This window comes from Zhongshania sp. R06B22 (assembly GCF_040892595.1).
In the GTDB taxonomy this organism is placed as follows: domain Bacteria; phylum Pseudomonadota; class Gammaproteobacteria; order Pseudomonadales; family Spongiibacteraceae; genus Spongiibacter; species Spongiibacter arctica.
This window is the reverse complement of record NZ_JBFRYB010000001.1, coordinates 2,380,164-2,406,177: the sequence shown is the minus strand read 5'-3', so window position 1 is coordinate 2,406,177 and position 26,014 is coordinate 2,380,164. Positions and strand designations below refer to the sequence as shown.

At 49.3% G+C, this 26,014-nt stretch carries 27 protein-coding genes and 1 tRNA gene; 21 read left to right on the top strand and 7 right to left on the bottom strand.

The annotated features are described in order from the left end of the window. Nucleotides 1–51: 51 nt before the first annotated feature. Nucleotides 52–504: a hypothetical protein gene (locus AB4875_RS10960; RefSeq protein ID WP_368376095.1), complete on the bottom strand. Its 453-nt coding sequence runs from the start codon at nucleotides 502–504 to the stop codon at nucleotides 52–54. Between the two features lie 188 nt (nucleotides 505–692). Between AB4875_RS10960 and AB4875_RS10955 the strand changes: the two genes are divergently transcribed. From AB4875_RS10955 to AB4875_RS10920, 8 genes are all read left to right on the top strand, one after another. Continuing rightward, nucleotides 693–1,478 (top strand): M90 family metallopeptidase, encoded by a 786-nt coding sequence (locus AB4875_RS10955; protein WP_368376094.1) that lies wholly within the window; start codon nucleotides 693–695, stop codon nucleotides 1,476–1,478. A 160-nt stretch (nucleotides 1,479–1,638) separates the two neighbouring features. Then, nucleotides 1,639–2,313, top strand: coding sequence for an outer membrane beta-barrel protein (locus AB4875_RS10950; protein ID WP_368376093.1), 675 nt, complete (start codon nucleotides 1,639–1,641; stop codon nucleotides 2,311–2,313). A 237-nt stretch (nucleotides 2,314–2,550) separates the two neighbouring features. Then, nucleotides 2,551–3,060: a (2Fe-2S)-binding protein gene (locus AB4875_RS10945; RefSeq protein ID WP_368376092.1), complete on the top strand. Its 510-nt coding sequence runs from the start codon at nucleotides 2,551–2,553 to the stop codon at nucleotides 3,058–3,060. Further along, nucleotides 3,057–5,222: a xanthine dehydrogenase family protein molybdopterin-binding subunit gene (locus tag AB4875_RS10940; protein WP_368376091.1), complete on the top strand. Its 2,166-nt coding sequence runs from the start codon at nucleotides 3,057–3,059 to the stop codon at nucleotides 5,220–5,222. The genes AB4875_RS10945 and AB4875_RS10940 overlap by 4 nt, the downstream gene beginning before the upstream one ends. 108 nt (nucleotides 5,223–5,330) lie before the next feature. Beyond that, nucleotides 5,331–6,431, top strand: coding sequence for an MBL fold metallo-hydrolase (locus AB4875_RS10935; protein WP_368376090.1), 1,101 nt, complete (start codon nucleotides 5,331–5,333; stop codon nucleotides 6,429–6,431). Between the two features lie 29 nt (nucleotides 6,432–6,460). Then, on the top strand, nucleotides 6,461–6,877 hold the full coding sequence (locus AB4875_RS10930) for an HIT family protein (RefSeq protein ID WP_368376089.1): 417 nt from the start codon (nucleotides 6,461–6,463) through the stop codon (nucleotides 6,875–6,877). A gap of 150 nt (nucleotides 6,878–7,027) precedes the next feature. Continuing rightward, the gene (locus AB4875_RS10925) at nucleotides 7,028–7,897 is read left to right on the top strand and encodes an amidohydrolase family protein (RefSeq protein WP_368376088.1); all 870 of its coding nucleotides are present in this window, start codon (nucleotides 7,028–7,030) and stop codon (nucleotides 7,895–7,897) included. 80 nt (nucleotides 7,898–7,977) lie between these two features. Next, a complete protein-coding gene (locus tag AB4875_RS10920) occupies nucleotides 7,978–8,421 on the top strand; it encodes a nuclear transport factor 2 family protein (RefSeq protein ID WP_368376087.1) in 444 nt (147 codons plus the stop codon). A gap of 60 nt (nucleotides 8,422–8,481) precedes the next feature. Here the strand turns inward: AB4875_RS10920 and AB4875_RS10915 are convergent, their stop codons facing one another. Next, complete coding sequence (locus AB4875_RS10915; protein ID WP_368376086.1) at nucleotides 8,482–9,396, bottom strand: haloalkane dehalogenase; 915 nt, start codon at nucleotides 9,394–9,396, stop codon at nucleotides 8,482–8,484. Nucleotides 9,397–9,417: 21 nt separating this feature from the next. Further along, nucleotides 9,418–11,298 (bottom strand): cation:proton antiporter, encoded by a 1,881-nt coding sequence (locus tag AB4875_RS10910; RefSeq protein WP_368376085.1) that lies wholly within the window; start codon nucleotides 11,296–11,298, stop codon nucleotides 9,418–9,420. A 284-nt stretch (nucleotides 11,299–11,582) separates the two neighbouring features. On the opposite strand from AB4875_RS10910, the gene AB4875_RS10905 reads away from it, so the two are divergent. After that, on the top strand, nucleotides 11,583–13,217 hold the full coding sequence (locus tag AB4875_RS10905; protein ID WP_368376084.1) for a hypothetical protein: 1,635 nt from the start codon (nucleotides 11,583–11,585) through the stop codon (nucleotides 13,215–13,217). 107 nt (nucleotides 13,218–13,324) lie between these two features. Continuing rightward, nucleotides 13,325–14,263 (top strand): recombination-associated protein RdgC, encoded by a 939-nt coding sequence (gene rdgC / locus AB4875_RS10900; protein WP_368376083.1) that lies wholly within the window; start codon nucleotides 13,325–13,327, stop codon nucleotides 14,261–14,263. A 399-nt stretch (nucleotides 14,264–14,662) separates the two neighbouring features. Here the strand turns inward: rdgC and AB4875_RS10895 are convergent. Continuing rightward, nucleotides 14,663–14,752: transfer RNA gene (locus AB4875_RS10895), tRNA-Ser, on the bottom strand. A gap of 460 nt (nucleotides 14,753–15,212) precedes the next feature. On the opposite strand from AB4875_RS10895, the gene AB4875_RS10890 reads away from it, so the two are divergent. From AB4875_RS10890 to bcp, 10 genes are all read left to right on the top strand, one after another. Continuing rightward, on the top strand, nucleotides 15,213–15,587 hold the full coding sequence (locus AB4875_RS10890) for a hypothetical protein (protein WP_368376082.1): 375 nt from the start codon (nucleotides 15,213–15,215) through the stop codon (nucleotides 15,585–15,587). A gap of 200 nt (nucleotides 15,588–15,787) precedes the next feature. Beyond that, complete coding sequence (locus tag AB4875_RS10885; protein ID WP_368376081.1) at nucleotides 15,788–16,438, top strand: MBL fold metallo-hydrolase; 651 nt, start codon at nucleotides 15,788–15,790, stop codon at nucleotides 16,436–16,438. 9 nt (nucleotides 16,439–16,447) lie between these two features. After that, nucleotides 16,448–16,939 (top strand): cyclic pyranopterin monophosphate synthase MoaC, encoded by a 492-nt coding sequence (gene moaC, locus AB4875_RS10880; protein WP_368376080.1) that lies wholly within the window; start codon nucleotides 16,448–16,450, stop codon nucleotides 16,937–16,939. After that, complete coding sequence (gene moaD / locus AB4875_RS10875; RefSeq protein WP_368376079.1) at nucleotides 16,936–17,187, top strand: molybdopterin converting factor subunit 1; 252 nt, start codon at nucleotides 16,936–16,938, stop codon at nucleotides 17,185–17,187. Before moaC ends, moaD begins: the two co-directional genes overlap by 4 nt. Nucleotide 17,188: 1 nt before the next feature. After that, nucleotides 17,189–17,647 (top strand): molybdopterin synthase catalytic subunit MoaE, encoded by a 459-nt coding sequence (gene moaE / locus AB4875_RS10870; RefSeq protein WP_368376078.1) that lies wholly within the window; start codon nucleotides 17,189–17,191, stop codon nucleotides 17,645–17,647. A 133-nt stretch (nucleotides 17,648–17,780) separates the two neighbouring features. After that, a complete protein-coding gene (locus tag AB4875_RS10865) occupies nucleotides 17,781–18,257 on the top strand; it encodes a flavin reductase family protein (protein ID WP_368376077.1) in 477 nt (158 codons plus the stop codon). A 22-nt stretch (nucleotides 18,258–18,279) separates the two neighbouring features. After that, on the top strand, nucleotides 18,280–18,855 hold the full coding sequence (locus tag AB4875_RS10860) for an NUDIX hydrolase (RefSeq protein ID WP_368376076.1): 576 nt from the start codon (nucleotides 18,280–18,282) through the stop codon (nucleotides 18,853–18,855). A 151-nt stretch (nucleotides 18,856–19,006) separates the two neighbouring features. Next, complete coding sequence (locus AB4875_RS10855; protein ID WP_368376075.1) at nucleotides 19,007–19,939, top strand: PhzF family phenazine biosynthesis protein; 933 nt, start codon at nucleotides 19,007–19,009, stop codon at nucleotides 19,937–19,939. Nucleotides 19,940–20,112: 173 nt separating this feature from the next. Further along, nucleotides 20,113–21,576, top strand: coding sequence for a DNA recombination protein RmuC (locus AB4875_RS10850; RefSeq protein WP_368376074.1), 1,464 nt, complete (start codon nucleotides 20,113–20,115; stop codon nucleotides 21,574–21,576). A 23-nt stretch (nucleotides 21,577–21,599) separates the two neighbouring features. After that, complete coding sequence (gene bcp / locus AB4875_RS10845; RefSeq protein WP_368376073.1) at nucleotides 21,600–22,073, top strand: thioredoxin-dependent thiol peroxidase; 474 nt, start codon at nucleotides 21,600–21,602, stop codon at nucleotides 22,071–22,073. Nucleotides 22,074–22,117: 44 nt separating this feature from the next. Here bcp and AB4875_RS10840 read toward each other — a convergent pair whose 3' ends face one another. The 3 genes from AB4875_RS10840 to AB4875_RS10830 form a co-directional block, all read right to left on the bottom strand. Beyond that, complete coding sequence (locus AB4875_RS10840; protein ID WP_368376072.1) at nucleotides 22,118–22,540, bottom strand: YkvA family protein; 423 nt, start codon at nucleotides 22,538–22,540, stop codon at nucleotides 22,118–22,120. A gap of 109 nt (nucleotides 22,541–22,649) precedes the next feature. After that, entirely contained in the window at nucleotides 22,650–24,338 is a 1,689-nt protein-coding gene (locus AB4875_RS10835) for a class I adenylate-forming enzyme family protein (RefSeq protein ID WP_368376071.1), read from the bottom strand. 16 nt (nucleotides 24,339–24,354) lie between these two features. Further along, complete coding sequence (locus tag AB4875_RS10830) at nucleotides 24,355–24,834, bottom strand: nuclear transport factor 2 family protein (protein ID WP_368376070.1); 480 nt, start codon at nucleotides 24,832–24,834, stop codon at nucleotides 24,355–24,357. Nucleotides 24,835–25,194: 360 nt separating this feature from the next. Here AB4875_RS10830 and AB4875_RS10825 point away from each other — a divergent pair, with 360 nt between their 5' ends. Then, nucleotides 25,195–25,965 carry an exodeoxyribonuclease III gene (locus AB4875_RS10825; protein WP_368376069.1) on the top strand — a complete coding sequence of 257 codons (771 nt, stop codon included), beginning with the start codon at nucleotides 25,195–25,197 and terminating at the stop codon, nucleotides 25,963–25,965. Nucleotides 25,966–26,014: the final 49 nt, after the last annotated feature.

Here is a 26,014-nt window from a genome sequence, read left to right as displayed (position 1 = left end):
TGGATTCTTCGAATCCAAGCGCTCTGAGGATCTCCGGTTTTATTGAGTTCTTCATTCAAAGTCCCTGCCACTATTTGGCGAAAATCTGTCGAAAATAACGTCCGGCTCGTATGGGGTTTGATAGAACTCGCGTTGATCGAATTGAGCCACCACTTCATCGCGTTCAGCTAGCTGTATTCTCCATTCGTGAACTCTCGTGATTACCCGGCAACCGCCGCGCATGATCACACCTTGCAAGCGCTTTGTGATTTCGCCGTATTTGTTTTCAGTTTCATCGTCATTTTCGGGGGTGACATGCAGGGCGCGAACGGGCATTTCGGAGCGTTTTACTAAAGGGCCGCCCATTAGGTCGATGAACCTCGCCCAGTCGCCTGCATCACATGCTGAGCGTAGTTCTTCCAGATCCTTGAGGCTGGCGCCTTCAAGTGGTTCTCTGAGTCGGCGCAACTCACGCCAGACAGTAACTGATGTGCTGCCAATTTGCTGAAATTGGCGAATCCCCAAAGTACTCGCCTACGCTTCGACTCGTTGTATGCTATCGAGTGTTATTTTGTTTATCTAAAACTGGGCTATGATTCCAGTCCGCCCCCAGCATCAATATAATCAAGCACGCCAAAGACTTGATCGGCCAAAATAGACGCCGTAATCCTTCTTTTTACTCTTTGACTAATTGAATTTGTTTTAGGTGAATAATGTTTAAGCGTATTCGCGATTGGCTCGACACTCGGCGTGTTAATAAAATGGGTATTACCGCTTCGGAATGGGAGTCCGCCGTAGCCGACTGGCCGGTGATGCATCGATATCAAGGCGCCGAACGGGACGCTTTGCGCGATATGAGCCTTCGCTTTCTTGTTCGTAAAAGCATAGTTTCTGGCGGCGGGTTTGAATTTAGCGATGCTATGCGGCTAAAGATCGCCACAATGGCCTGTGTTCCGATCCTCCATCTTGGCCTCGACTGGTACCGACACTGGTACACCATCATTCTTTACGAGGGTGATTTTATACCAAACCGTCCCTACCGCAGTGACGATGGTGTCGTGCATTCCAGTAGCCCGGTGTTGAGTGGTGAGGCCTGGCTTCGGGGGCCGGTAATTTTGTCATGGGATTCAATTTGTAATACTGGCCCGCACGCTAGGCATAATAGGGCGAGTAATGTGGTGATTCATGAGCTGGCACATAAGCTCGACATGTTGCGCGATGGCGCCAACGGCGCACCGCCCATGCATCCAGATATGAGCGCGGGTGAATGGCACGATATTTTTACGGCGGCGTGGGACCGCTTGATTAATGATCAACAGCATCACCGGTCTTTGCCAATTGATGACTACGCACTCAGCAGCCCGGCAGAGTTCTTTGCGGTGTGCAGTGAGGCGTTTTTTGAGGCGCCGCAAACACTGCACGACAACATGCCCGAGGTCTATCGGCTGCTGTGTCAATTCTATCGCCAGCAAGCTGTGGGGTTCGCAGCTTCTGTATAGCTAGATCAATAATAAGGTGTCGTTTACTTCAATGCCTCTAGTCTATCCCGTAGCAGGTTAGTGCAAGGTGCTTAATACACTAAACGGTTTTGATATGCGTTCAGCCTTGATTCAGTTAGCCGCAGCCATAATGCAGCCATACTAAATCTGGAGTGATGCGATGAAAACGCTTTCTATATTGACCCTGGCAACAATTTCTTTACTTCCTACCTTGGCAGAGGCCGACCACCAGCAGCGTCGCAGTCACAGCAGCTATCGCAGTGAACCGGCGATGTATATTTTTGGAGGTGTAAGTACCTCTTCGTTTAATTTCGATCGTTCTGATTTTCGTTATAGCTTTGGTGATGGGTCTTTGTCTGACGTGACCGTGGATACCGAATCAGGCGGCGCTCGATTTGGTTTTGGTTTTGATTTTACCCCTGAGTTAAGCTTAGAACTCGGCTACGCCTCGCTCGGTACTTTAGCTGGCAGTGGTATATCGGATGGCTCGCAGTTCTTGAATAACGGCTTTAGCGCTGGTCGAGTTGATATGGATTCCAATGCTGATGGGGTGTTCTTAGGTGTGAACGTTCATACGCCGATTAATGAGCCGGTCGGCTTGTTCGCCCGCTTTGGTATCTATGGCTGGGAGTTAGATGGCACCCTGGAAGATAACAGCCGCAGCGGTCAGTTTACGGTCGAGGGTAGTGATCCCTACGCCGGAATCGGTCTGCGTCTTTCCGTGGCGAGAAATGTCAGTGTGGTCTTAGCTTATGATTACTATGTCTTAGACGACGATGAGTCTATTAATATCTCGGCTGATACCTTGTCGGTGGATATGGTGTTTAGGTTCTAGCAATAAATAATTTGGCTGCCAGTATGCTTGGCTGTGCCCACGGTTCTTAAAAGCCCTAACGTAGAGATAACGGTAGGGCTTTTTTTGTGGCTGCTGCTATTGTCGATTTCATGGACAAGATTTAATCAGTTTATCGCCTCATCCTTAGTCATAATCGTGAGCGTTCAGGATGTGTGGCAGGACATTGTTTTTCGGTGTCGGTATAGTGTGGTCATTGCGAGTGTTATCGGAGTAAACATGGCAGAGTTAAGTTTTACAGTGAATGGTCGCGCGCAGGCGTTGACCGTTGATACTGGTACGCCCTTATTATGGGTATTACGCGAGCAGTTGGCGATGACCGGGACTAAATTCGGTTGCGGAATGGGCTTGTGCGGCGCGTGCACGGTACACGTAGATGGCAACCCCGTTCGCAGCTGTAGTTACCCGGTAGAGCTTGTGAATGGTAGGGATATAACAACGATAGAAGGCTTGGCCACTGCGGAAGATTCCCTGCATCCAGTGCAGCAGGCTTGGTTGGAAATGAGTGTGCCACAGTGCGGTTATTGCCAGTCTGGGCAGGTTATGTCTGCAGCGGCTCTACTAGAGTCTAATAAAACACCGAGCGACGATGATATTGACGCGGCAATGGCTGGCAATATATGCCGTTGCGGTACCTATCCACGGATTCGCAAGGCAATTCATCGCGCGGCAGAATTAGCTGTGCAGTATTATCAGCCAGTGGATACTGCGACGGAGGCCAAGTCATGAGTTTGTCGCGCCGAAATTTTATTAAAACTACCGCGCTGCTCGGTGGTGGCATAGCTATTGGGTTTAATCTCAGCGCTTGTTCAAAGTCTGCCCCATATCCAAACGCGGATCCAACAGCGTTGCAAGCCAACGCGTTTTTGCAAGTGACCGCCTCTGGCGAAGTGATTTTGCAGCTGCATAAAGCTGAGATGGGGCAGGGTGTCTTTACCGGCCTGACCACCTTGGCGGCGGAAGAGTTAAAGATGAGCCCGGAGCTCATTACAGTTCAGCACGGTGAATTTCATCCCAGCTTTCGCGACCCAGAATTTTACGTAATGATTACCGGTGGCAGCTCTTCAATTCGACTCAGCTTTGAACCGGTCAGAGAGGCGGCTGCAACCGTTGCGGCAATATTAAAATTGGCTGCTGCACAGCAACTCAAGGTGGCGGAGTCTTCACTGACCCTCTTGGATGGCAAGATTTTGCATGCCAATGGTGAGCTTGCTTTTACAGACCTTATTGCCACTGCGCGCACAATAGCGACGCCAACGTCAGTAAGCTTAACCGCGCCGCAGGATTTTAAATATATTGGTCACTACAACCGGCGCTTAGATACGCTAGACAAGGTGACCGGCAGTTCGCAATTTGGCATAGACGTGCAGTATCCAGACGCGCTAAGCGCCGTGTTAATTCGCTGTCCGCATTTTGGCGGCAAGGCGAAAAGTTTTGACGCGGTGCCGGCCCTAGCCAAGTCTGGGGTTAAATCAGTGATCAATGTGGACGGTGCGATAGCCGTTATCGCAGATACCTATTGGCAGGCTAGACAAGCGGCTTCAGTGGTTACGGTAGAGTGGGACAAAGGTCCGCTGGCTGGGGTAAGTAGTGATTCCCTGAGAGCAGAGCGACACACCTTATTAGAGACCGAGTCTGGCAAAAAGGTTGAGGAGGCTGGGGAGGCAAGCGAGGCGCGCGGTGAAACACTGAATGCTCTCTATGACGTTCCTTATCTTGCCCACGCCACTATGGAGCCCATGAATGCCTTGGCGGTTGTGAAAGCTGATTCGATTGAGATATGGACTGGCAATCAATCGCCTGATATCGCCTTATCATCCATTGCCGATGCGACGGGATACCGCCGCGAGCAAATTCGTATTCACAATCAAATGTTGGGTGGTGGCTTTGGTCGCCGGATCGTGCCGGATTATTTGGTTGAAGCCGCGCGGGTTGCGCAGCTCAGTGGTCATCCCATTAAAGTTGTATGGAGCCGTGAAGATGATATGCGCGGCGATTTTTATCGGCCGAATGCGTCGGTTAAAATGTCTGCCACAATTGAGGGGAATGTGGTCACCAGTCTGCAAGCAAAAGTTGCAGCGCCCAGTATTATGGGCCAGTTTGTTGACTCGGTGAGCAATACCTTGCTTCCCCAGTGGATGCCAAATGGCCTGCACAATAAACTTGCTGGTTTGGCCGCAAGTTCAGATCCTGCCGCGACCGAAGGGCTGATTGATCTAGATTACCAGTTTCCATATAAGCGCACTGACTATGTGATGCAAGAAACCAGTATTCCTATTGGCTACTGGCGGTCAGTGGGTCACTCGCAGAACGCATTCTTTATGGAAAGCTTTATGGACGAACTTGCTGTTCGCACGCAGCAAGACCCTCTGGAGTTTCGCTTAGCCCGACTGCCGGCAGATTCCCGTCGCCGCAAGGTGCTTGAAGAAGTTGCGGTGAGAGCGGATTGGGGTAATCCTCTGCCCGGGCAGTATCAGGGCATAGCGGTTCACGAGTCCTTCCATACCTTGGTGGCGCAGGTGGTTTCGATATCGGTAGAAGGGCAAAAAATCAAGGTCCACAAGGTCGTCTGTGTGGTCGAGTGCGGTCTGGCGATAAATCCTGATACTGTGCTTGCTCAGATGGAAGGCGGTATCGTGTTTGCACTTACCGCCGCGCTTAAGGGTGATATTACGGTTATTGACGGTGCGGTTCAGCAGAGCAACTTCCATAATTATGAGATGTTGCGCATGAATGAAGTACCCGAGATAGACGTGCATATTATGAAAAGTGCCGAGGCGCCGAAGGGCGTGGGGGAGCCGGGCGTTCCGCCATTGGCACCGGCTTTGGCCAACGCGGTGTTCGCCGCAACCGGTCAGCGCCTGCGCCAATTGCCACTAAAATTGGCCTGATACTTCATCGTTGGCCCAATGCCACAATGAAATAAAGTTTACAGTGATACCTATCATTTCATATGAAACCTACTGTTTTGTATGTAAAAATTGTGAAGTTGGTTTTTTATGAGTAGTCGTTCTGGGTCAGATATTCAATATCCGTTTACCGAGGTACCGCAGAAAGGTGAGTGGCAGGAAGTTACCAAAGGTATCTATTGGCTGCAGATGGTGCTGCCGATGGCGCTGGACCACATTAACCTTTATGTGCTGGAAGACGACAAGGGATGGTGGATTGTCGACACCGGTATAAAACTCGGTGACACCCGCGAGCGCTGGGAATTACTGCTCGCTAATCAAATGGCATCTAAGCCGGTGCTCGGGGTCATTTGTACGCATATGCATCCCGATCACGTCGGTCAAGCTGGTTGGCTGTGCGATAGTTTGCGGGTGCCCTTGTATATGAGCTTTCGCGAATATTACAGCGCGCGTGCTTTTACTTCTCTACAACCTGGCAAGATGAGCTGGACCGCCGAGCAGCATTACCGCCGAGCGGGCGTGGGCGATGACTATCTGCAAAGCGACGCTGCGAATATGCGCGGCTTTGGCTCTATTGTTGAGCCATTGCCAACGGCGTTCAATTGTTTGAAGGAAGGCCAAGTTCTTGAGATCGGCGGGCGGCAATGGTTGGTGATGACTGGTGCAGGTCACTCGCCAGAACATGTCTCTTTGTACTGCGCTGAAGATAAGCTGATGCTGTCTGGTGATCAGATTATTCCGCGCATTACCTCAAACGTCAGCGTGATGGCGTCTGAGCCAGAGGCAAATCCGCTGCAAGACTGGTTTGACGCACTGCGTCGTTTTCGGCGCGACCTTGATGTCGACACCTTGGTTATGCCTGCGCACAATGCGCCGTTTTATGGTGTACACGCACGTTTAGAGTATCTTATTGACCACCACGAAGGGCATTTGGCAGCAGTTGAGAAAGCCTGTGTCGAGCCGCAAATTGCCATCGATTTATTCAGTGTATTGTTTTCTCGCAAAATCGGCATGTCGCAGCTTGGCTTGGCGCTTGGCGAGGCCATCGCGCATCTGCATTATTTGTGCGCCGAGGGCCGCATGGTGAGGGAATTAGATGATGATGGCCTCTATCGGTTTAGAACCATTGCTACCGAAAGTCGCCCTTACCAGGGTGTTCATGAGTTAGATTCGCTACCGATCGAGGTGTAAGCGTGCAGGGTGGTTTATTCGGCGATGAAATGACATCGGAAAATTGTATTTTTTGTAAAATTATTGCCGGTAAAGCGCCCGGGCATATTCTTTATCGCGACGATGACGTGATGTGCCTATTAGATATTGCCCCAGTGTCCGCTGGTCACGCCCTGATTATTCCTATTAAACATCATGATAATATTTTCAGCTTAAATAAGCCTGAAGTCAGTGCCCTAGCGCTGCAGTCTCACCGTCTTGCACCCATTATAAAACGTGTCACCGGCGCCGATGGCTTAGGTATACACCAACTTAATGGCCGGGCTGCTGGCCAGACAGTCTTCCATTATCACACCCACCTTATTCCGTGTTTTCACGGCAAGCCGATGCAAATCCACGGTCGTAAACCTGCGCTCAAGAAAGATCTAGATGACATGGCAGAGCGTTTGCGCGCCGCGCTTAAATAAGCTGTTTTAGGTTTTCTGACTGACCGATTTTGCTTATCTTGATGACGTCTATTGTTATTGTGACTGCGGCCCATATCGTCAAAAATGGTTGGCTTAGCTGATGCAGTGTTAGGCATCATTATTCAATAATAAATTTAAGGAGCCGACTGCATGGCCATGCCAAATGATATTAAGGTCATTGATCTGATGCTCAGCGTACCGGGTGAAGACAATAGCCAGTGGTACGAGTTTATGAAACCACTGCTGATGGACGAAGAAAGCCGCAATATGTTCAAAATGCCTGCCCAGTATATGTTTAAAGACATACCTGATAGCGGCAAGAAAGAAGATTATATCGCCTATACCATCGAGCAGATGGACAAACACAATATTGACCGGGCGATGCTGGGTATTGACGACCACAATGAAATCGCTAAAGAAGCACTCGCGTCTTACCCCGACCGTTTCTTTGCAAGTTTGGAAGTGAACCCCAATAACGGCATGGATGAAGTCCGTAAGATCGTTCGTCTGCATAAGGATTACGGCATCAAGGCCATCACTGGTTTTGCGTCTGGCCTCTGCCCACAAGTGCCCTATAACGACAAGAAATGGTATCCGATTTACTCCAAATGCGTTGAGTTAGACATTCCGTTTTGCCCCTGTGTTGGTGTGCCTGGTCCACGTTTGCCGATGGCCCCCCAGAAAGTCGAACTGCTTGACGAGGTGTGTTGGTTTTTCCCTGAGTTAAAAGTGGTTATGCGCCATGGTGCTGAGCCTTGGGAGAAGTTGGCTTGGAAACTCATGCTCAAATACCCCAATCTTTATTACATGACTAGTGCCTTTGCGCCGAAACACTACCCGACCGAAATTATTAATTTTGCCAATAGTCGTGGTGCCGATAAGATCATGTATGCCGGTTATTTCCCAATGGGCTTGTCCTTGGATCGCATTTTCAAAGACATGCCCAATGTGCCGTTTAAAGATGAAGTTTGGCCTAAGTTTTTGCGTGAAAATGCTCGCAAAGTATTTAAGCTAGATTAATAAGCGATTGCGCCTTAGCTCAGTTTAAAGGGGCTAAGGCGTAATGTTGGCGGATAAAATAATAATAACGGAGCTAGATTATGACTCTAAGTCTGCAGGAAATGTCTGACCGCTTTGAAATTCAGGATATGTTGTATCACTACGCCGATATTATTGATCGTAAGGCCGTGGATGAACTCAATGATGTTTTCACAGCCGATGCCCATATAGATTACAGCGCATTTGGCGGCACGGTGGGTGATCGACCCTCAACCCTGGCTTTTTTGAAAGAGGCCCTGCCTGCATTTAGCGCCTCTCAACATTTAAATGCCAATGTCCAAATCACCATCGACGGCGACACCGGCAGTGGCCGAGTGATGTGCTTTAATCCCATGGAAATGCCCCTAGGGGAAGATAAGCAAGTCTTTATGCTCGGACTTTGGTATGTGGATACCTACCGCCGCACGCCGGAAGGTTGGCGTATTAGTAGCCGCAAAGAAGAAAAGAGTTGGGTGTTTAATGTACCCGACTTTATGGGTTTATAGATTTCCCTTGATGTGCTGCTGTAGCGCGACGCTAGCCGTTCGCGCTACAGCAAGCTGGCCCTAGCTGGGGGGCGTTTCAGCCACAAATTTCAATATCACTTCGACCAGTTTTTCACTTTGATCTTCTTGTAAAAAATGCCCGCCATCCACAATGGTCGTATGGGCTTGTCCCTGTGTGCCTGGAATTAGTTTGCGAAACACCGGCTCAGCCGCGGCAGTTATTGGGTCCTTGTCACTAAAGGCGGTTAAGAACGGTTTTTCCATTGTTCGTAGAATATCCCATGCGGCTATATTAGCTTCGGCGGCGGGGTCGTTTGCTGTAATCGGCACCAGCATCGGAAATTGTCGTGCGCCGGCTTTATAGCTTTCGTCGGGGAAGGGCGCGTCATAAGCGCTTATGGTCTCAGCCGAGACCGGTTTAACGCAGGCGCCAGCGATAATTTTACCAACCGTAAACACCGCGATATTCTGCGACAGCTGCTGCCACTTTATAAACGCCTCACCGGGATGGTGCGCGCCAGTCGGCAGCATGGTATTGGCGGCAATGGTTCGCGTAAAGCGGCTCTGTTCTTCGGCAAGCAAACGCAGGCCAATTAAGCCGCCCCAGTCCTGGCAGAATAAGGTGATGTCTTGCAAGTCTAATTGGACCAGCAAAGAACGCATCCAGTCGACGTGACGCTGATAGGTATAGTCACTGCGTTGGCTGGGTTTGTCAGAGCGCCCAAAGCCAATAAGGTCTGGTGCAATAACTCGAAAACCGGCATCGGCCAAGGGCGTAATCATATGTCGATACAAATAACTCCAGGTCGGTTCGCCATGCATAAGCAATATCACCGGCGCGTCTTTTGGCCCCTCATCCACAAAATGCATTCGCAATTCACCGCCCTCGGTATCGTCTAGCTGCAGGTAGTGGGGTGCAAAAGTGTAGTCCTGTAAATTACTGAAACAGGAATCTGGGCTGCGAAGTGGCGTCATAATAATTACCTTGATTTATTTTTATGCTGGAAGCTTAGGTGTTATGTCATTGTCAGGTCCCGGTTTCTTGGGCTCTGGTTTGCTAGGGTCTGATTTCATAGGGTCTGAGCCCGCAAGTTCTGGCTCCTTAGATTCAGGTGGCACAAAGCTAATAACAGTGTCCCCCGTTTGAAGTTTGCGGGTGGTTTGACTTAACCATTCCAGCTTACCATTTTCGGGAATGATGGCTAGGCGAATGGCGTCATCAGCAAGTTTGGCCAAAAAATCCTTCTCACTATAGGTGTCGGTAATCACGGTTTTGCGTATTGACCAGCCCCGGATCATCCGCGTCCATAACTCGGCAAACGTAATATTGCCGGAGAAGGCCGTTATGCCGCGGCGAGTTTCAGAGACCACCCGTTTATTGCGTTCAGAGCCACTGTCGTAGGGCTGAAATACTCTATGGCGGCCTAAGTGGGGGGCAAAATGGTTGCACACCATGGAGTTGTAATGGCTGTTGCCAGTGGCGGCTAATACCGTATAGATATTGTCTAGGGCCATCGCCTCGTCGGCCATATCAGACAGCACCTCGCCAAACCATGTATCTATTCCCTGTTGCCGGGCCGATTGCAGTCGGCCCCATTCGGTGTCGACAAGCACCACTTCTTGATTCACATTTTTTAGCGCAATCGCTAATTCAATTGTCCACGGCGAGGCGCCGACGATTAAAATACGGCCTTTGCCGGGCGAGCCCAACTTCAATAATTTGGTGAGCGGCCCCAGAGAAAAGCCGTGGGCGATGATGGTTGCAAATATCAGCATAAAAACTGCTGGCACCAAGTACTGCGCGTCTTCGAAGCCTGCGTCAATGAGAGCTGGAGCGAATGCACCGGCGGAAGCCGCGGCGACAACCCCGCGCGGCGCAATCCAGGCTATAAGCAGGCGGTCTTGCCAGCTACAGTCGGTGCGAATAGTTGCCAAGAACACCGCCAGTGGTCTAACCACAAAAACAAAGCCAAACACCATGGCGACCAACTGCCAGTGAATAGATTGCAGCGCCGTTTTGGTCAGGGAGGCGGTGAGCACCACGAATAGAAAAGAGACCAATATAAGGGTGATGTACTCTTTGAAGCGGCGCATTTCGTCCAAGCTGCGCAATCCCATATTACCCATCACCACACCCATTAAGGTGGTGGCGAGCAGGCCCGACTCATGCTGGACAAGATCAGACAGGGCGTAGACCGCTAGGACACAGGCGATGATAGACGGGGCTTTTAAATATTCTGGAATCCAGCCCTTGCGGAAGCTGTGGCCCAGACCGTAGGCAATGCCGCCACCTAGTACAATAGATGTCGCTACAGCGGACGCCAAGCTCGCGAATATGGATTGCAGAGCGGGACCTTCGCCGGAATAGAGCAGGTATTGGTAAACCAATACCGCAAGCAAGACGCCAATGGGATCATTAATGATGCCTTCCCATTTCAAATAGGAGGCGGTTCTGCGATTGAGCTTTGCGTGTTTTAACAGCGGCATAATCACCGTTGGACCGGTAACCACCAGTATCGCGCCTAACAGGGATGCGACGCCCCAGCTTAATCCGCCAACAAAATGGGCGACGGCGATGCCGATGCCCCAAGCCAGTAAGACGCCAATCGAGGTAAGGCGACGGGTGACTTGCGCGGTTTCTCGCAATTCATGAAATTGCAGATTGAGTCCGCCCTCAAAAAGGATAATGGCGACAAATAGGGATGTAATGCCGGTCAGGCCGGGGCCAAAGTCGACACTGGGCTCAATTAAGCCAGTGATCGGGCCCAGCAATAGGCCGCAGGCAGCAAGCAAGACAATGGCCGGCAGTCGAAAGCGCCATGCCAGCCACTGGCAAAATATACCAGCGACTAAAATACTAACTAAAGCGTGTGTCATGGATGGGGCTCTTTTATGGTTTTAGTATCAGTCTGTTAAGCGATGCTATGACAAAGGAGCGATCATATCTCATGACCAGCACTTTGGCTTGCTCATCGCTTATTTGGGCCTCGATAATGCTCTCCTGGCGCCTAAAGCAGTATTTATGTTGTGCAAGAGCTGGGCTGAAAAAATATTACAGGCTCTCACATTTACGTCAAAGCTGGGATACAGATCAATTCATAGTGGCGTGACTAATGTATGATTGGCCGCAATAAAAATGAGGAAAAGGAGAGGTGGGGTGTATGGCCAAGCGATACAGCTATATGGCGTGGTGTTTATTGATATTGCTGCTAAGCGCTTGCGCGGGTCATGTCGAAAACAAACGTTTTGTGCTTGACGCTGAAACCGCGCCGATTTTCAGCGGGCTGTACAAACACGATGTGTTTTTAGAAGGCAATCTCAAATACCAAGACTTGGTTAATTCTGAGTTTGACGGAAAATTTGATAGTCAGGGCTACCCGCTGCGCGGCGAGCTTAGGCAGTCGTATCTCGACACCAATAATGACACTCTGCTGTTAACGCTGAGCGGCAACTTTAGCGTTAACATCGCCAAAAGTAGCTTGTTTTTTACGGGTGCATTTACAATTACAGATTCAATGCACAATGTGTTGGCGCAAGGCACACAAAGCCAGTGGTCGGCGCCATATTCTGATTTAAATCCACTCCGCGCGCCGCCGTTAATGGCGATGACGGGTGATAATCAATATTTACAATACCGGCGCAATATCAGCCCCAAAGGTCGCTTAGAAGCCTACCCCATAGTGCATCGCAATCTGGCGGGACCGTTCTTGCTTGAGGCTGGTTTTCGCGACGGCCTGCCACGTGGTGTTATCAAAATTAGTGCCCAAAATGCTGAGCAGGCCTTTTTTGTGGTGGAACGCCAGTATTTTAATTACCAGATTTTGCCGCAGCCAATACAATATTTCTATTTTGAGCCGGGCAGCTTTTCAAGTTTGGCGCTATTAGGCGATTGCGAGCGAGCGCCAAATTTGACCGTACCACAGCGCTTATTGCAGGCCTTTGCCTACGATTGTGATAAGGGAGAATTTTATGCGCTCAGCGAGGATTACCCCGCCTCAGTGCTGCAGATCTCCGCAAAAGACATCGACAACGGCGGTATCTTCCACCGACTGCGAATTTATCGGCACGGCAAAGTTACCGACGCCGCAGTGAATGTTGACGCGCTCTATGATGGTAAGTGGCTATATCATGGGCCGGTGACATCCATACATTATGGCAGTTTAGAAAGTTATCGTAGGTATGACTTAGGTAAACCCATAGGTATTGGTATTCAGGCTGGTGAGCGGGGCGCTAAATATATCAGTTTTGGCCGGGCAACTGCGCTCACCGGAGCGCCGCCGGCTCTGCCAGATGACGACTTGCGCGATAGACTCGATAGCCGCTATGAATGGTATAAACAGCGTTTAAATACACGTTTTTCGACGGCGCTACGCGACACCATTTTATCTCAGAGTGAGTTAGCCAAGCTTAAATCTGTTCTCTTGCAAGATATTGAGGAAAATAAGCCGCTGGCAAAAGACGGCCAAGTCGCTGGTTTACCAGACCTTTGGGTAAGTTGGCAGCGTAGGAGCACGGCGCGCTTGAGTACCTGGAATAATAGTTCTGGCTCTAGTGCGGCGGTAATGAAAGCACAAATACTCACTGACCTTGATAAATGGTATTCGCAAAGTGGTGTGCTGCTATTGCAGGAATCTGAGCAGCGCTGCGCGCGCATAGGTCAGAGTTTTAATGATCGGGAAGGGCGTTGTGAAAACCGCCCAGATCAAGCCCTGCAAGAAATTTGTAAACGCTATTTTGATGAGTCACAGTGTGCTGCAATGAGTGCCGCGTTTACCAATGCAGCGATTTCACATTAACAAGCCTGAATCTTTAGGCAATTTTTCAAACACCAATAATCATTAAGTAATACAATGGTCGGTCGAAATCCATTGTTTCATTTACAGCAGTATAGGCAGCAATTTACATGTGGTTTAAAAATCTTCTTATCTACCGTTTTACCAAGCCTTTTACATTGACCGCGGAAGAGGTGAATGAAAAACTCGCCGAAAAATGTTTCACACCCTGTAATAGTCAGGACGTGTCTAGCTATGGTTGGACAATGCCTTTGGGTTCACAAGGCAGTGAATATATTCATACCACCAATGGCTGCATCATGGTGTGCGCGCAAAAGCAGGATAAAATTTTGCCGGCGTCAGTGGTAAACGAAGTCCTTGCTGAAAAGATCGAAGAAATAAAAGCCGCAGAAGACCGCGTGCCCAGCCGTAAAGAGCGCAGCGATATGAAAGATGAGATTACCTTCTCACTTATTCCCCGCGCGTTTACCCGCTCTAGTCGCAGCTTTGCCTACATCGCACCCGAGCAGGGTTTATTGATCGTCAATAGCGGCTCGCATAATCGTGCCGAAGAATTACTGAACTTTTTACGCGAATCTTTAGGTAGCTTGCCCGTCATTCCGCTCAAAGCTAAAAATGTCGCTCAGCATCAAATGACTGAGTGGCTTGCTCAGGGCAGTGCGCCTGCGGGATTTGAATTAGGTGGCGAGTGCGAACTGCGCGATAAAGCCGACGAAAGTGCTGTTATTCGCTGTAAAAATCAGAATTTGTGTACCACCGAAATCACCAACCATATTCAAACTGGGATGTTCGTTAACAAAATAGCGCTGCGCTGGACTGGCGACATTGAGTTTATTGTGGATGACCAGCTCACTATCAAACGGCTTAACTTTGGTGACCTTATTCAGGACAAGGTGGGTGATGTGAACACCGAAAGCGCCGCCGACCAATTCGATGTCGACTTTGCAATCATGAGCGCTGAGTTTGCTAAGTTTATTCCAGCGGTTCTTGAAGCCTTTGGTGGTGAAGACCTGGGCGATCAGGATGAAGTGATCTCTACTGCAGCTTAGGTTTCTGATCTAGCGAAGCGTTTGCTTGCACCGTTAAAAAGGCCCCAGTTGAGAGATTGGGGCCTTTTTTTATTGGCGGAGAGAGAGGGATTGATTCACTGCGTTCACCCTGCGGGCGCCGTCACTGCGCTCTGGCGTCCAAACCGCTGCCGCGATTTGTCGAACCCTTCGAGGGTTCTCATCCCTCTAACCACCAGACATAAAAAACCCGACACAAGGTCGGGTATTTTATTTAATGGCGGTGAGAGAGGGATTGATTCACTGCGTTCACCCTGCGGGCGCCGTCGCTGCGCTCTGGCGTCCAAACCGCTGCCGCGATTTGTCGAACCCTTCGAGGGTTCTCATCCCTCTAATCACCAGACATAAAAAACCCGACTCGAGGTCGGGTATTTTATTTAATGGCGGTGAGAGAGGGATTCGAACCCTCGAATGGTTTAACCCATTACACGCTTTCCAGGCGTGCTCCTTCAGCCACTCGGACACCTCACCAAATCTTGTATCGCCGACTTTACTGCACTCGCGCCGTTAGTCTTTGAGTTTCTCCCCTCGGAGACCGGGGCTATTACCCGTCGCCACAATATACTGACGTTTTATTCTAGATATGCTGTTCCGATAAAGCGGTGTAAACCAGCTCTCGAAGACCCCATGATACTTGTCGCAAGGGATGCTGTACGCCTCGTTTTGAGGGCGGCTACTCTAACCAATATCGATGGCAATGGCAATTGGCAAATAAACTATCGTCGTCATCAGCCATATTATGGTGCAGCCATTTTGCCTGGCACCTTGTTGGTGCGCCAGGTTTCCTAGAAGTAGGGCTAAGCGCTCGAACAATGGGTTGGTGTTAGCTGGAATACTTATTGCTTCAGGGTGCGGAGGAGCCATACCTTGCTAATTGTGGTTTTGGGCGCTCCTTGCTATGTAGAAAGATACTCATCTTAGAGGGAATTTTATGGTGTATTCGCCCGAAATGGTGACGCTTTTGCAGCAACTGCGTCACCGTGTCTTTGCTGAGTTCGGAACGCGGATACGTTTGGCAGATCCAGAGCTGCTGGCGGTACTGGGTGAACTGGGTAAACGCAGCCGCGATCCATTTACCCGAAAAACCGTGGTCGAGATTATGGCGCTTGCAGAAATCCCATTTCACTTAGAATCCGCCGCAAAATCGCCAGACAATAAGAAAACCGAAGACCGTCTGGCAACTGAGGTGACGTATAGAGGTATCAAGATATCCCGTGATGAGAAGGTGCCTTTGCCGAAGAGCCAAGTTTCTACAAGCCAATCGGTATCGAGGCAGATGTATCGTGGTCAAGTGGTCAATAAATAGCCATCTTTAATGTTAGATCCTCGATCCGGTCATCGTGGCCATTATAATGACTGCGTCTCCATTCTTAGTTTTTAATACGGTTTTCTCTTTGGCCGCAGGCAGCCGAATTGGCCCTATAGCGGAGTAATTTACCGTGGCGCTGTTAACTTCGCGCCTGACTGCTTATCATTGACGTTTTACCGTAAGAATTACTCCACCTTATGACGATAAAATGCTCGATAGTGCCGGTGACGGCCTACCAACAGAACTGCTCAGTGATGGTCTGTGAACAAACCGGAAAAGCAGCGGTTTTTGATCCCGGTGGCGATATCGAAAATATCGAGGCGGCAATTGCCGACTTGGGCGGTAGCCTAGAAGTAATTTATTTAACCCACGGGCATATGGATCACTGCGCTGCGGCTGACGTAATGCGCAAGAAGTACGGCGTTAAAATTATTGGGCCACAGAAAGAGGATGCTTTCTGGATCGATAAATTGCCCGAGTGGTGCAAAATGACGGGCTTCCCCCACGCCGAGCCATTTACGCCAGACCAGTGGTTGGAAGACGAAGATAGCGTTAGTTTTGGCGCGCAGACCTTATCGGTTAAGTTTTGTCCCGGCCATACACCGGGTCATGTGGTGTTTTTTCACGAGTCCGCGCGCCTTGCGATTGTGGGTGATGTTTTATTCCAAGGGTCTATCGGCCGTACTGATTTTCCAAAAGGCGATTTTGATACGCTGGTAAACTCCATTCAAAGCAAATTGTGGCCGCTTGGGGATGACGTTACGTTTATACCTGGTCACGGCCCAACATCAACCTTCGGGCACGAGCGGGAAACCAACCCCTTCGTTGCCGATACTCGCTTTGGATGAGTGCTAAATATGAGCAATGAATTAACGCATTTCGACACCAAGGGTAACGCCCAAATGGTCGACGTGACCGATAAAGCACTTACCCAGCGCGAAGCAAGAGCCAGTGGATCGGTAATTATGTCTGCGGAGACCCTGGCCTTGATTGCGGGTGGCGGTCACAAAAAAGGCGATGTCCTAGCGGTAGCGAGAATTGCTGGTATTCAGGGCGCCAAGCGCTGTTCTGATCTTATTCCCTTATGTCATCCCTTGATGTTGTCATCGGTTAAAGTCGATTTCTCTTTAGACCACGTTAATAACGCAGTACATATTGCGGCGAGCTGTAAATTGGCGGGGCAGACCGGGGTTGAAATGGAGGCCTTAACTGCGGTTTCCGTGGCCGCCTTAACGATATACGATATGTGTAAGGCCGTGGATAAGGGCATGATCTTGTCAGACATTAAACTGCTGGCAAAGTCGGGTGGCCGCTCTGGTGACTGGCATGCCAGTGAGACGCAAACATGATCACGGTGTTATTTTTTGCTAAATATCGTGAGCAACTCGGCTTAGGTCGCATGAGCCTAGAGTTGACGTCAGCAACCACCGTGAGCGAATTGAAAAAACGCCTGGTAGAGCAAGGCGGCGATGACTGGGCCGCCGTATTGTTTGCTGACAATACCTTGTGCGCAGTAAATCAAACCATTGCTGCCGCGGCTGACGCTATTTCTGACGGCGATGAGGTGGCGTTTTATCCACCCGTGACGGGAGGCTGAGATGCTTCATCGCGTTGAAATTCAGGAGGCTGATTTTGATGTCGGCACTGAGTGCAAGTCACTGTCGGCCAGTACTCGTTGCGGTGCGGTAGCGCAATTTATTGGTGTTATGCGCGATTATAATGAGGGTGATGATGTCTTAGCGATGGAGCTAGAGCACTACCCAGGTATGACTGAACGCAGTATAAAAGCCATTATTGATAGGGCGGGGCAGCGTTGGCCGCTCTTGTCGGTAACGGTGATACATCGGGTTGGGCACTTAGAGCCAGGCGCGCAAATCGTATTCGTTGGTGTGGCTGCCATGCATCGTCAGGCGGCGTTTGCAGCCTGCGAATTTATTATGGATTATTTGAAGTCTGAGGCGCCGTTCTGGAAAAAGGAACGTAAAGTGGATGGCAGTGAGCGCTGGGTAGATGCCCGCGCCACTGACGCTAAGGCGCTAGCACGCTGGGCTGAGTAGTCCAATCGGAGTAGCCTATCGGACTGACCTTGTCAGCAGGCGGTGTGTATAATTCCGGCCAGTAATATAATTACGTTTATGCTGACAAGTATTAGCGAACAACCACAATAATTCGTATAAGACAGGAAATATTATGAGCCTCGATCCCCGTGAACTTCGCAACGCACTCGGTCAGTTTACCACCGGTGTTTGTGTTATCACCGCAAATCCGCCTGGGTATAAACCTTTTGGTATGACGGTTAATTCTTTTGCCTCGGTGTCACTCGATCCTGCGTTGGTGCTGTGGAGTCTTCGCAATGACTCAGAATGTCTCGATGCCTTTAATAAATCTAAAACCTTTACTGTCAACGTACTGGCTAGCGATCAAGTCGATATGTCGAATCTTTATGCAAAGAAGAGCGAACATGAACTACGTGACGATCATTATCGAATTGGCAAGAGCGGCGCGCCTGTATTACGAGGTGCACTAAGCAGTTTTGAATGCGAAACTTGGGCGAATTATGAGGGCGGCGATCATGTGATAGTGGTCGGTAAGGTCATTGAAATGGACAATAAGCCCGGCGCCAAACCCTTGGTGTTTCAGGCCGGTCAGTATAGAGAATTACGCTAAATTAGCGGGAGTGAGGAGGGCGATGAAATACTGTAGTGATTGCGGCACGGAAGTGGTTAAACAAATTCCTGTCGATGATGATCGCCTTCGTTTTGTCTGCCCGCAATGCGAAATTATCCACTATCAAAATCCCAAAGTTGTGGTTGGCTGCCTGCCCATTGCTGGTCAGCAGGTTTTACTATGCCGCCGCGCGATAGAGCCCCGCCTTGGGTTTTGGACAATTCCAGCGGGTTTCATGGAAAACGGTGAAACCATGCTAGACGGCGCCTTGCGGGAAACCCGCGAAGAAGCGGCTGCCAAGGTAAAGGGTGAAACACTGTATCGCCTCTTTGATATTCCGCATATTAATCAGGTTTACGTGTTTTATCGCGGCGAGCTCGATGGCGGCTTTGGTATAGGTCCAGAGAGCCTGGAGTCCAGGCTGTTTTCAGAGGACGAAATCCCTTGGTCTGAGCTTGCTTTTCCTATTGTGACGGACGTGCTTACTGAATATTTCGAAGATCGTAAGATCGGCGAATTTCCTATCAGGGTCAGCACCCCCAGCCCGCTATGGGCGAAGCATGTCGGTTGGAAGTCGCCCGCGGATCGTGAAATATAGTAAATCCCCATCACGCAGCCATGAATCCTGAGTTTAAGTATGCGCTTTTTGTATAGCGTACTATGTTTATAAAAAGCTTGGGATCGAGTGGGTTAAGGTCTTTAAGTCCTTGTTCTGTGGCTAACGATGGCTAATTAACTAAGGTGATTAAATGGAATACGTTTATCGCACCGTTGATGTGTTTACTAAAACCGCTTACAGCGGCGCACAAATTTCAGTTTTTCCTCAGGCCGACGGTTTAGACGCTTCGCAGATGCAGCTCATAGCCAAAGAGATGAGTCACCCTGAAACCGTATTTATCTTTGCCGGCAGCAGTGAGATTGCAGCGGAGCTGCGGGTATTCTCGCCGGCAGGCGAGCGCTCAGTTGGCAGCCACAGTGTCGTCGCTGCGGCGCGAGCCCTGCTTGATACTGAAGTCTTAGCGGCCGGCGAACGCGATCGCTTGGTGCACTTTTCCCAAGGGGAAAATATATTTGACGTGGTGCTGTCGCAAAAAGAGGGGCGTTTACTTACCCAGTTGTCGATGTCAGTGACACCGCAGATTGATCGCTATGTGCCAGATAATAATGAGCTGCAACAGGTTTTGGGTTTGGGGCCGGATGATATAGAAACCCTTAAAGCTAAAACCTTGTTTGTGAGTTGTGAATCACCATATTTAATAGTGCCGCTGCGTTCTATGGAGGCGGTATATCGAGCGCGTTTCAACCTAGAGGCATGGTCGCGCAGCAGTGCTTCTGCCGTCGCGGTTAATGAAGTACTGGTTTACTGTAGTGAAACAGAATCACTGCAAACCGATTTTCATTTGCGAATTCTTGGAGAGCATATCGCTCATCAAGATAGTCCGCCTGTGGGCGCAGCGATACCTGCTTTTGTCGCAAGCTTGTGCGAGACCCGTGGGCTTGCAGACGGCACCCATACCTTTTGGTTGGAAAGGGGGCGCAAAGCGCTACGGCAGAGTATTTTGCAGGTCGAGTTCGTCAAAAAAGCGACCGCCGCGTTGACGGTGAGAGTGGGTGGCGACGCGGTCCTGGTTGCACAAGGCTCTATTGTTGCCCCCGCTGCAAAGCCGTTAAAGGCCGCATAATTACTTTCGCGCATCTAGTTGATAACTCGTTTCCTTCCCTGCTCTCGCCCTAAACGAGTCCTTTGCTTTGTCTCATTTGGACCAAGGATTTCTGTATACTAGGCCGATTATTATTAATCAGGCGGCGTCTCGCTGCTTGACCCATTTCTAAGTATTACAACAAGGCTTATGACGTGCTCACAGATTTAGATACTTCACTTTTAATATTGCTTGCTGGTGTCGCCTTGCTAGGTTTGTGTCTCGGCGTCGGGCTCGCAGTACTATTATTGGGGCGTAGCAAACGATTACACATTCAGATGTTGGAGGAGCGAGCTAGCACATTACAGTTAGCTTTCGATGAACAGCGCGCAGCCAGCCTCGACTTAGGAAAACAGCTTGAAGAAACCAGGAATCTAGCGGTATCCCATGAGCGAGAAGTTGCCGTTCTTAATGCGCAGTTGCTGATGCAGGGGCAGGCGCTTAGCAGTGCACAGGACACACTGAGAACGACAGAAGAAAAAAATAGCGCGCTGAATGATGCCCTGGCGAGAAAGGAAAGCGCCTTTAGCCATTTACAAACTGCCACCACAGAACAGATCGCGCTGCTTAGTGATGCCAAAAAGCAGTTAACGGATCAATTTGAACAGCTCGCCAATCGTATATTCGAAGAAAAAAGTCAGCGGTTTCAGGTGCACAGCCGCGACGCTTTGGAGGTGCAATTAAAACCCTTTCGAGAACAGCTTACAGAATTTCGTGGCCGCGTAGACCATATTTATGACAATGAAAATCGTGAGCGTGGCGAGCTGAAAGAGCAACTTAAAAATCTTCAAGAAATGAACCGCAGTATTAGTAAAGAGGCGCAAAATCTGACCCGTGCTTTAAAGGGCGACAATAAAGCGCAGGGCAACTGGGGAGAGGTGATTTTAGAGCGGGTGCTGGAGGAGTCTGGACTTCGCAAAGGTCACGAGTATGAAACTCAGGTGAGTTTTACTGACGACAGCGGTCGACGAAGGCAGCCTGATGTCATTGTTCATTTACCCGACGACAAAGATATTATTATCGACGCCAAGGTGTCCCTAGTTGCTTATGAGCGCTACTGCAGCAGCGACGACGAGGCAGAACGTCAAACACTGCTGCGCGAGCATGCGCAATCAGTGAAGGCCCATATTAACGGGCTAAGCACCAAGGGCTATGAGCATATAGAAGGCCTGCGGACACTCGATTTTGTATTTATTTTTATTCCAGTGGAAGCGGCCTTTATGGCGGCGTTTGAGCATGATCCGGAATTGTTCCGCGATGCGTATGAGAAAAATATTATTGTGGTGGGGCCAACCACCTTGTTGGCAACGCTGCGGACGGTACAAAGTATTTGGCGTTACGAGCGGCAGAATCAAAATGCGGAGGAAATCGCAAGGCAGGCGGGTGCGCTTCACGACCAGTTCGCGCTTGTTGTGCAGTCTTTAGAAGACGTTGGCAAGCATCTTGACCGTGGCCGTGATGCTTATGAGAAAACCCTTAATCGAATGACCTTGGGTAAAGGTAACTTGGTGTCTCGAGTTAGTCGCTTAGAGACGCTGGGAGCTAAGGTCAAAAAGACCTTGCCGACATCGCTTACAGATCGCGCCGAGATAGAGGGTAGAGATTTTGACGATAAATAATTTTATAAATAGGAGCTTGCTACGTGACATTACCTAAAGTTGGAAATTTAGCACCTGCGTTTTCACTCAGTGATCAGGACGGTAATACCGTTAGCCTGAAAGATTTCAAAGGCAAAAAAGGTGTGGTGTTGTATTTTTACCCCCGTGCATCGACACCTGGATGTACCCTGCAAGCCTGCGGCTTGCGAGATGTTCACGGAGAGCTGGATAAGCTGGGCTACCAATCACTGGGGGTAAGCTTTGACCCGGTGGCTAAGATTAAGAAATTCCATGACAAATACGAACTTAATTTCCCCTTACTCTCAGACGAAGATCACGCCACTATCGATAAATATGGCTGCTGGCAGCTCAAAAAGTTTATGGGTAAGGAAAATATGGGCACCGTTAGAACAACGTTTATCATTGGCAAAGACGGGCGGCTACTTAAGATTATGGACACCTTTAAAACCAAAACACATCACGAAACTTTGCTGGAAGTGTTGGCTGAGCTAACTTAATAATTGGCATTTTCGGCTTGCCATTACAGGGAGCTTGGGACGTGTTAACCCTGGTTTCCTGCTTCGCTGGTCTTGCTGGTTTCTTGAGCTTTGAATTGAGTGTAGGTCACTAAATCCTTTGTGATCATGTCTAGGCATAATTTAAGCACCACCGCGTCATCTAAAAAGCCTGCGATAGGAATAAAGTCTGGCATCGCATCGAATGGCAGCAAGATGTATAGCAGGGCTGTCACTATAGACCCCAGTGACCACCAAGGAATTTCTCGGTATTCACCTTTCACATAATCTTGAAGTAGGCTGAACAGCGTTTTAACTTGCTCGATATAGGGCGAGAGGGAAACGCTGTGTAATACCTTATTGAGTATGCGCTGCCTATTGCTCAAGGCTAAATCAATTTGAGATTCTGTTACGTCGGCGGCGCCATTATCAAGTACCTTTTGGGCGCGTTTTGTGGAGAAAATCTGCATAAGTATGTCCAGAATCGTCAAGGTAACCTTGATTCTACGTGCTAGGCAGTAGCGGGTAAACGCCGGCGGTTAAGCCGGCGATTTAAGCTACAGTAGGGTGACGACCGGCTTAGCTAAGAAATTGTCGTATCAGCTCAGATTTAAGAATTTTACCTGCGGCATTGCGTGGCATTTCCTGGCTACTGATCCAGATCTGGCTAGGGTGTTTAAAGCTGGCTAGCTTGTCAGTGAGGTAGTCGATGACATCGGCGGGCTTGATCTCGACATTCGCTCTTGGGCGAATAACTGCGCCGGGTGTTTCGCCCAGTCTGTCATCCGGGATGGCTATAATTGCAGCTTCGGCAATGCCTGGGTGAAGGCTGAGACAAGCTTCTATTTCTGCAGGGTAAATGTTTTCGCCGCCGCGAATAATAAGATCTTTAGCGCGACCCACTAAAAACACAAAATTCTCCGCATCCAGGTAGCCGATGTCTCCGGTTGCCATCCAGTGGCCATCAAAAGTTGTTTTATTGGCCTCAGGTTTATTCCAGTACTGGCTGATGTTACACACCGATTTTATCCAAATTTCGCCGCTTGCACCGGTGGGAAGTACATTGCCTTGTTCGTCGCGGGTTTGCCATTCCACTAGGGGTGAAAGGGTGCCTGCACTTGTAGGTTTATATAGGTAGGCCTCACCAGTGCAGCTGGCACAAATGGCATTACTCTCCGTCATGCCATAGCCCGTGCCAACGTAAGCATAGTCTAGGGTGTCTTCTATGGTTTCTTTAAACGCAGGAGGGCAGGCGGCTCCGCCGCCCCCAAGTGCAAAAAGGCTGCTAGTATCACTAGTCGCAAAATCTGGGTGGCGGAGTAAATCCATGACCATAGACGGAACGGCGCTAAAAATTGTGATTTTCTCGCTACTAATTAAATTCAGTGCCTCTTCCGGGGACCACCGATACATCATAACGGTCTTTCGTCCGCCGCGAAGATTCAATAAAAATGCGGCGTAGCATCCGGATACATGGAATAGCGGCACGCTCAACAGGGTGCATGGCGAAAAACCACCAGCAAACATCTTTTCAATCGCACTTGGGTTCGCCATTGCTGAGCAAATCGCATGGAATTCAAAACTGTACATGGCTTGACACATATTTTTATGTGTAGATACCGCGCCCTTGGGTCTTCCGGTCGTGCCGGAGGTGTACATGATTTGGGCAATATCGTCGGCTTCACAGGGCACCACAGGCAGTGCTTTACCGAGATTGGCAGCAATAAGTTGTTCAAAGTATTGAACATCAGTGTCATCTTTAATCGTGGCGCGGGCAACGATGGCCTGACAGCCCAGGGATGCTAGTAGGGGCTTCATTAATTCAAGACGCTGTTGATCGCAGAAGACGTAGCTCGCGCCAGCGTCTTCCAATCCATAGCAGAGTTCATCTGAGGTGCCCCAAGAATTTAAGGGCACGACGATAGCTCCCACCGAGATAATCGCAGTATAGGCAATCATCCACTCTGGATAATTACGCATGGCAATAGCCACGCGGTCGCCCTTGACGAGGGATTGAGTCTGGATTAGGTGGTTGCCTAGGGCGTCTACTTTCTCGAAAAACTGTTTAAAACTCAGGCGTTCTCCTTGGTATACCAAAAATTCTTGGTCGCCATGAGCGCGTCCTGCGTCGACTAATTCCCGCAATGTCTTAGGCGCATTCTTATACATGCGAAAACCGTCATCGCCAGCACTTATAATCTCAAATGGCGCGCCAGCTTGGCAGAGCTGCTCGGTGCTTTCTTTTATTCGAGTTGCAATGTTAGTCATAGTAAATTCGAAGACCCTATTTTTTTTCAAACATATTATGAGTGAAACTTAAGCTCGCAGGTATAGGTGCGTTAATCGCTTCCATTATACGTTCGTATTCAGTGTGACAAATACGCCACTCACCGTCGCTAAAGCGGTATTGGTCAGTATATATGGCGGTGCCAAATAACATCCAATTCTGCTCTTTATTAAACACCAAATCCTGTAAATACCACTTACCAGTAGCGCTAGCTCCATCATGGATATCTATTTCTGGGTGATGACAGTTATGCATGGTCAAGACCTGAGGCGAGTCCATATGGCCTTTCAAGCCGCTTATCAGCTGCTCACGGTTGTCAAAGCTGTATTTGCCAGCATCATAGCGTGCGGTGCAGTCAGTAGTGAGGGTGCTTTCCAAAAGGTCCCAATCATGAGTATCAACAGCGCGTAGATAGATGTACTTCAACTTTTTGATCGCTTCAATAGCGAAAAGAGTCTCAAGTGAGTGTTGGCTCATGATACTGGGTCCTGTGTTGTTATTTGTGTTCGTTTATTATTTGCGGACAATAGCGCTGCAAAGCGTGTGCGGTGACTTAGCCTGTTATCTTATGGGCTTAGCGCGGCTTTGATTGCTGTCTTCTGTTTTTAGTGTTTTTCTTCACTGCATCAGTTTAGAGCTAGCGAGAAAGCAGCAACATGATCCGAATGGATGAATTCCGACTAAGGTCAAGGTGGCACAAATAGTTAAACCTCACGCAGAGATATTGCGGCCATTACAATGCAATTGAGCCGGCACTTTAAGTCTTTGTGGCCAGCTATCGCCACGGTTTTTTGCTAAGCTGTGCGCCGAATTTAACGTTGTTTTGGAGTGACTTGGATGCGGATTATTACTGCGAATACCAATGGTATTCGTTCGGCAGGGCGGAAGGGTTTTTTTGAATGGTTGGCTAAACAAGATGCTGACGTGGTTTGTATTCAGGAAACTAAGGCGCAGCGCGATCAGCTTGAAGACGAGCTGTATCACCCAAAAGGTTATACCACCGTTTATAGTGACGCCATAAAGAAGGGCTATAGCGGTACGGCAATGTATTGTAAAAAGCCGCCCAATAGCGTCACCACCTCTTTGGGTTGGGATCCAGCTGACAGTGAGGGCCGTTACATTCGGGCGGATTACGATAAAATAAGTGTTATTTCCATGTACCTGCCATCTGGCTCTAGCGGAGATGAGGCGCAGGCCAAAAAAGACGCCTTTCTCGATAACATTTATCTGCATTTTCTTGAGTTAAAAGCGGCTGGTCGCGAACTGGTGATCTGCGCGGACTGGAATATTTGCCACAAAGAAATTGATTTAAAAAATTGGAAAGGCAATAAGAAAAACTCCGGTTTCTTGCCACATGAGCGAGAATGGTTAGATAAATTATATGATGAGGCCGGCTTTGTTGACGCCTTTCGGGAGATTAATCAAGACGCGGTTTACACTTGGTGGTCGAATCGCGGCCAAGCCTATGCAAACAATGTGGGATGGCGCTTGGATTATCACGTTGTTACGCCAGGCCTAGTCGCTGGAATCCGGAGCGCCGATGTATATACGGACGAGCGCTTTTCAGATCACGCGCCCTTTACTATGGATTATGATTACTCGCTTTGAGTAGGTGCCTTGTGTAATATTGCAGGCTGATTTTTGGTGCTACGGCGGT

Bases quoted from the DNA above. Each gene is read 5' to 3' on its own strand.
- AB4875_RS10865 (WP_368376077.1), top strand. From the start codon at position 17,781: ATGAGCCTCGATCCCCGTGAACTTCGCAACGCACTCGGTCAGTTTACC.
- moaD (WP_368376079.1), top strand. From the start codon at position 16,936: ATGATCACGGTGTTATTTTTTGCTAAATATCGTGAGCAACTCGGCTTA.
- AB4875_RS10890 (WP_368376082.1), top strand. From the start codon at position 15,213: ATGGTGTATTCGCCCGAAATGGTGACGCTTTTGCAGCAACTGCGTCAC.
- AB4875_RS10925 (WP_368376088.1), top strand. From the start codon at position 7,028: ATGGCCATGCCAAATGATATTAAGGTCATTGATCTGATGCTCAGCGTA.
- AB4875_RS10825 (WP_368376069.1), top strand. From the start codon at position 25,195: ATGCGGATTATTACTGCGAATACCAATGGTATTCGTTCGGCAGGGCGG.
- AB4875_RS10940 (WP_368376091.1), top strand. From the start codon at position 3,057: ATGAGTTTGTCGCGCCGAAATTTTATTAAAACTACCGCGCTGCTCGGT.
- AB4875_RS10955 (WP_368376094.1), top strand. From the start codon at position 693: ATGTTTAAGCGTATTCGCGATTGGCTCGACACTCGGCGTGTTAATAAA.
- moaE (WP_368376078.1), top strand. From the start codon at position 17,189: ATGCTTCATCGCGTTGAAATTCAGGAGGCTGATTTTGATGTCGGCACT.
- AB4875_RS10905 (WP_368376084.1), top strand. From the start codon at position 11,583: ATGGCCAAGCGATACAGCTATATGGCGTGGTGTTTATTGATATTGCTG.
- AB4875_RS10830 (WP_368376070.1), bottom strand. From the start codon at position 24,834: ATGAGCCAACACTCACTTGAGACTCTTTTCGCTATTGAAGCGATCAAA.
- AB4875_RS10885 (WP_368376081.1), top strand. From the start codon at position 15,788: ATGACGATAAAATGCTCGATAGTGCCGGTGACGGCCTACCAACAGAAC.
- AB4875_RS10945 (WP_368376092.1), top strand. From the start codon at position 2,551: ATGGCAGAGTTAAGTTTTACAGTGAATGGTCGCGCGCAGGCGTTGACC.
- AB4875_RS10840 (WP_368376072.1), bottom strand. From the start codon at position 22,540: ATGCAGATTTTCTCCACAAAACGCGCCCAAAAGGTACTTGATAATGGC.
- rdgC (WP_368376083.1), top strand. From the start codon at position 13,325: ATGTGGTTTAAAAATCTTCTTATCTACCGTTTTACCAAGCCTTTTACA.
- moaC (WP_368376080.1), top strand. From the start codon at position 16,448: ATGAGCAATGAATTAACGCATTTCGACACCAAGGGTAACGCCCAAATG.
- AB4875_RS10920 (WP_368376087.1), top strand. From the start codon at position 7,978: ATGACTCTAAGTCTGCAGGAAATGTCTGACCGCTTTGAAATTCAGGAT.
- AB4875_RS10835 (WP_368376071.1), bottom strand. From the start codon at position 24,338: ATGACTAACATTGCAACTCGAATAAAAGAAAGCACCGAGCAGCTCTGC.
- AB4875_RS10935 (WP_368376090.1), top strand. From the start codon at position 5,331: ATGAGTAGTCGTTCTGGGTCAGATATTCAATATCCGTTTACCGAGGTA.
- AB4875_RS10950 (WP_368376093.1), top strand. From the start codon at position 1,639: ATGAAAACGCTTTCTATATTGACCCTGGCAACAATTTCTTTACTTCCT.
- AB4875_RS10930 (WP_368376089.1), top strand. From the start codon at position 6,461: ATGACATCGGAAAATTGTATTTTTTGTAAAATTATTGCCGGTAAAGCG.
- AB4875_RS10910 (WP_368376085.1), bottom strand. From the start codon at position 11,298: ATGACACACGCTTTAGTTAGTATTTTAGTCGCTGGTATATTTTGCCAG.
- AB4875_RS10915 (WP_368376086.1), bottom strand. From the start codon at position 9,396: ATGACGCCACTTCGCAGCCCAGATTCCTGTTTCAGTAATTTACAGGAC.
- AB4875_RS10855 (WP_368376075.1), top strand. From the start codon at position 19,007: ATGGAATACGTTTATCGCACCGTTGATGTGTTTACTAAAACCGCTTAC.
- AB4875_RS10860 (WP_368376076.1), top strand. From the start codon at position 18,280: ATGAAATACTGTAGTGATTGCGGCACGGAAGTGGTTAAACAAATTCCT.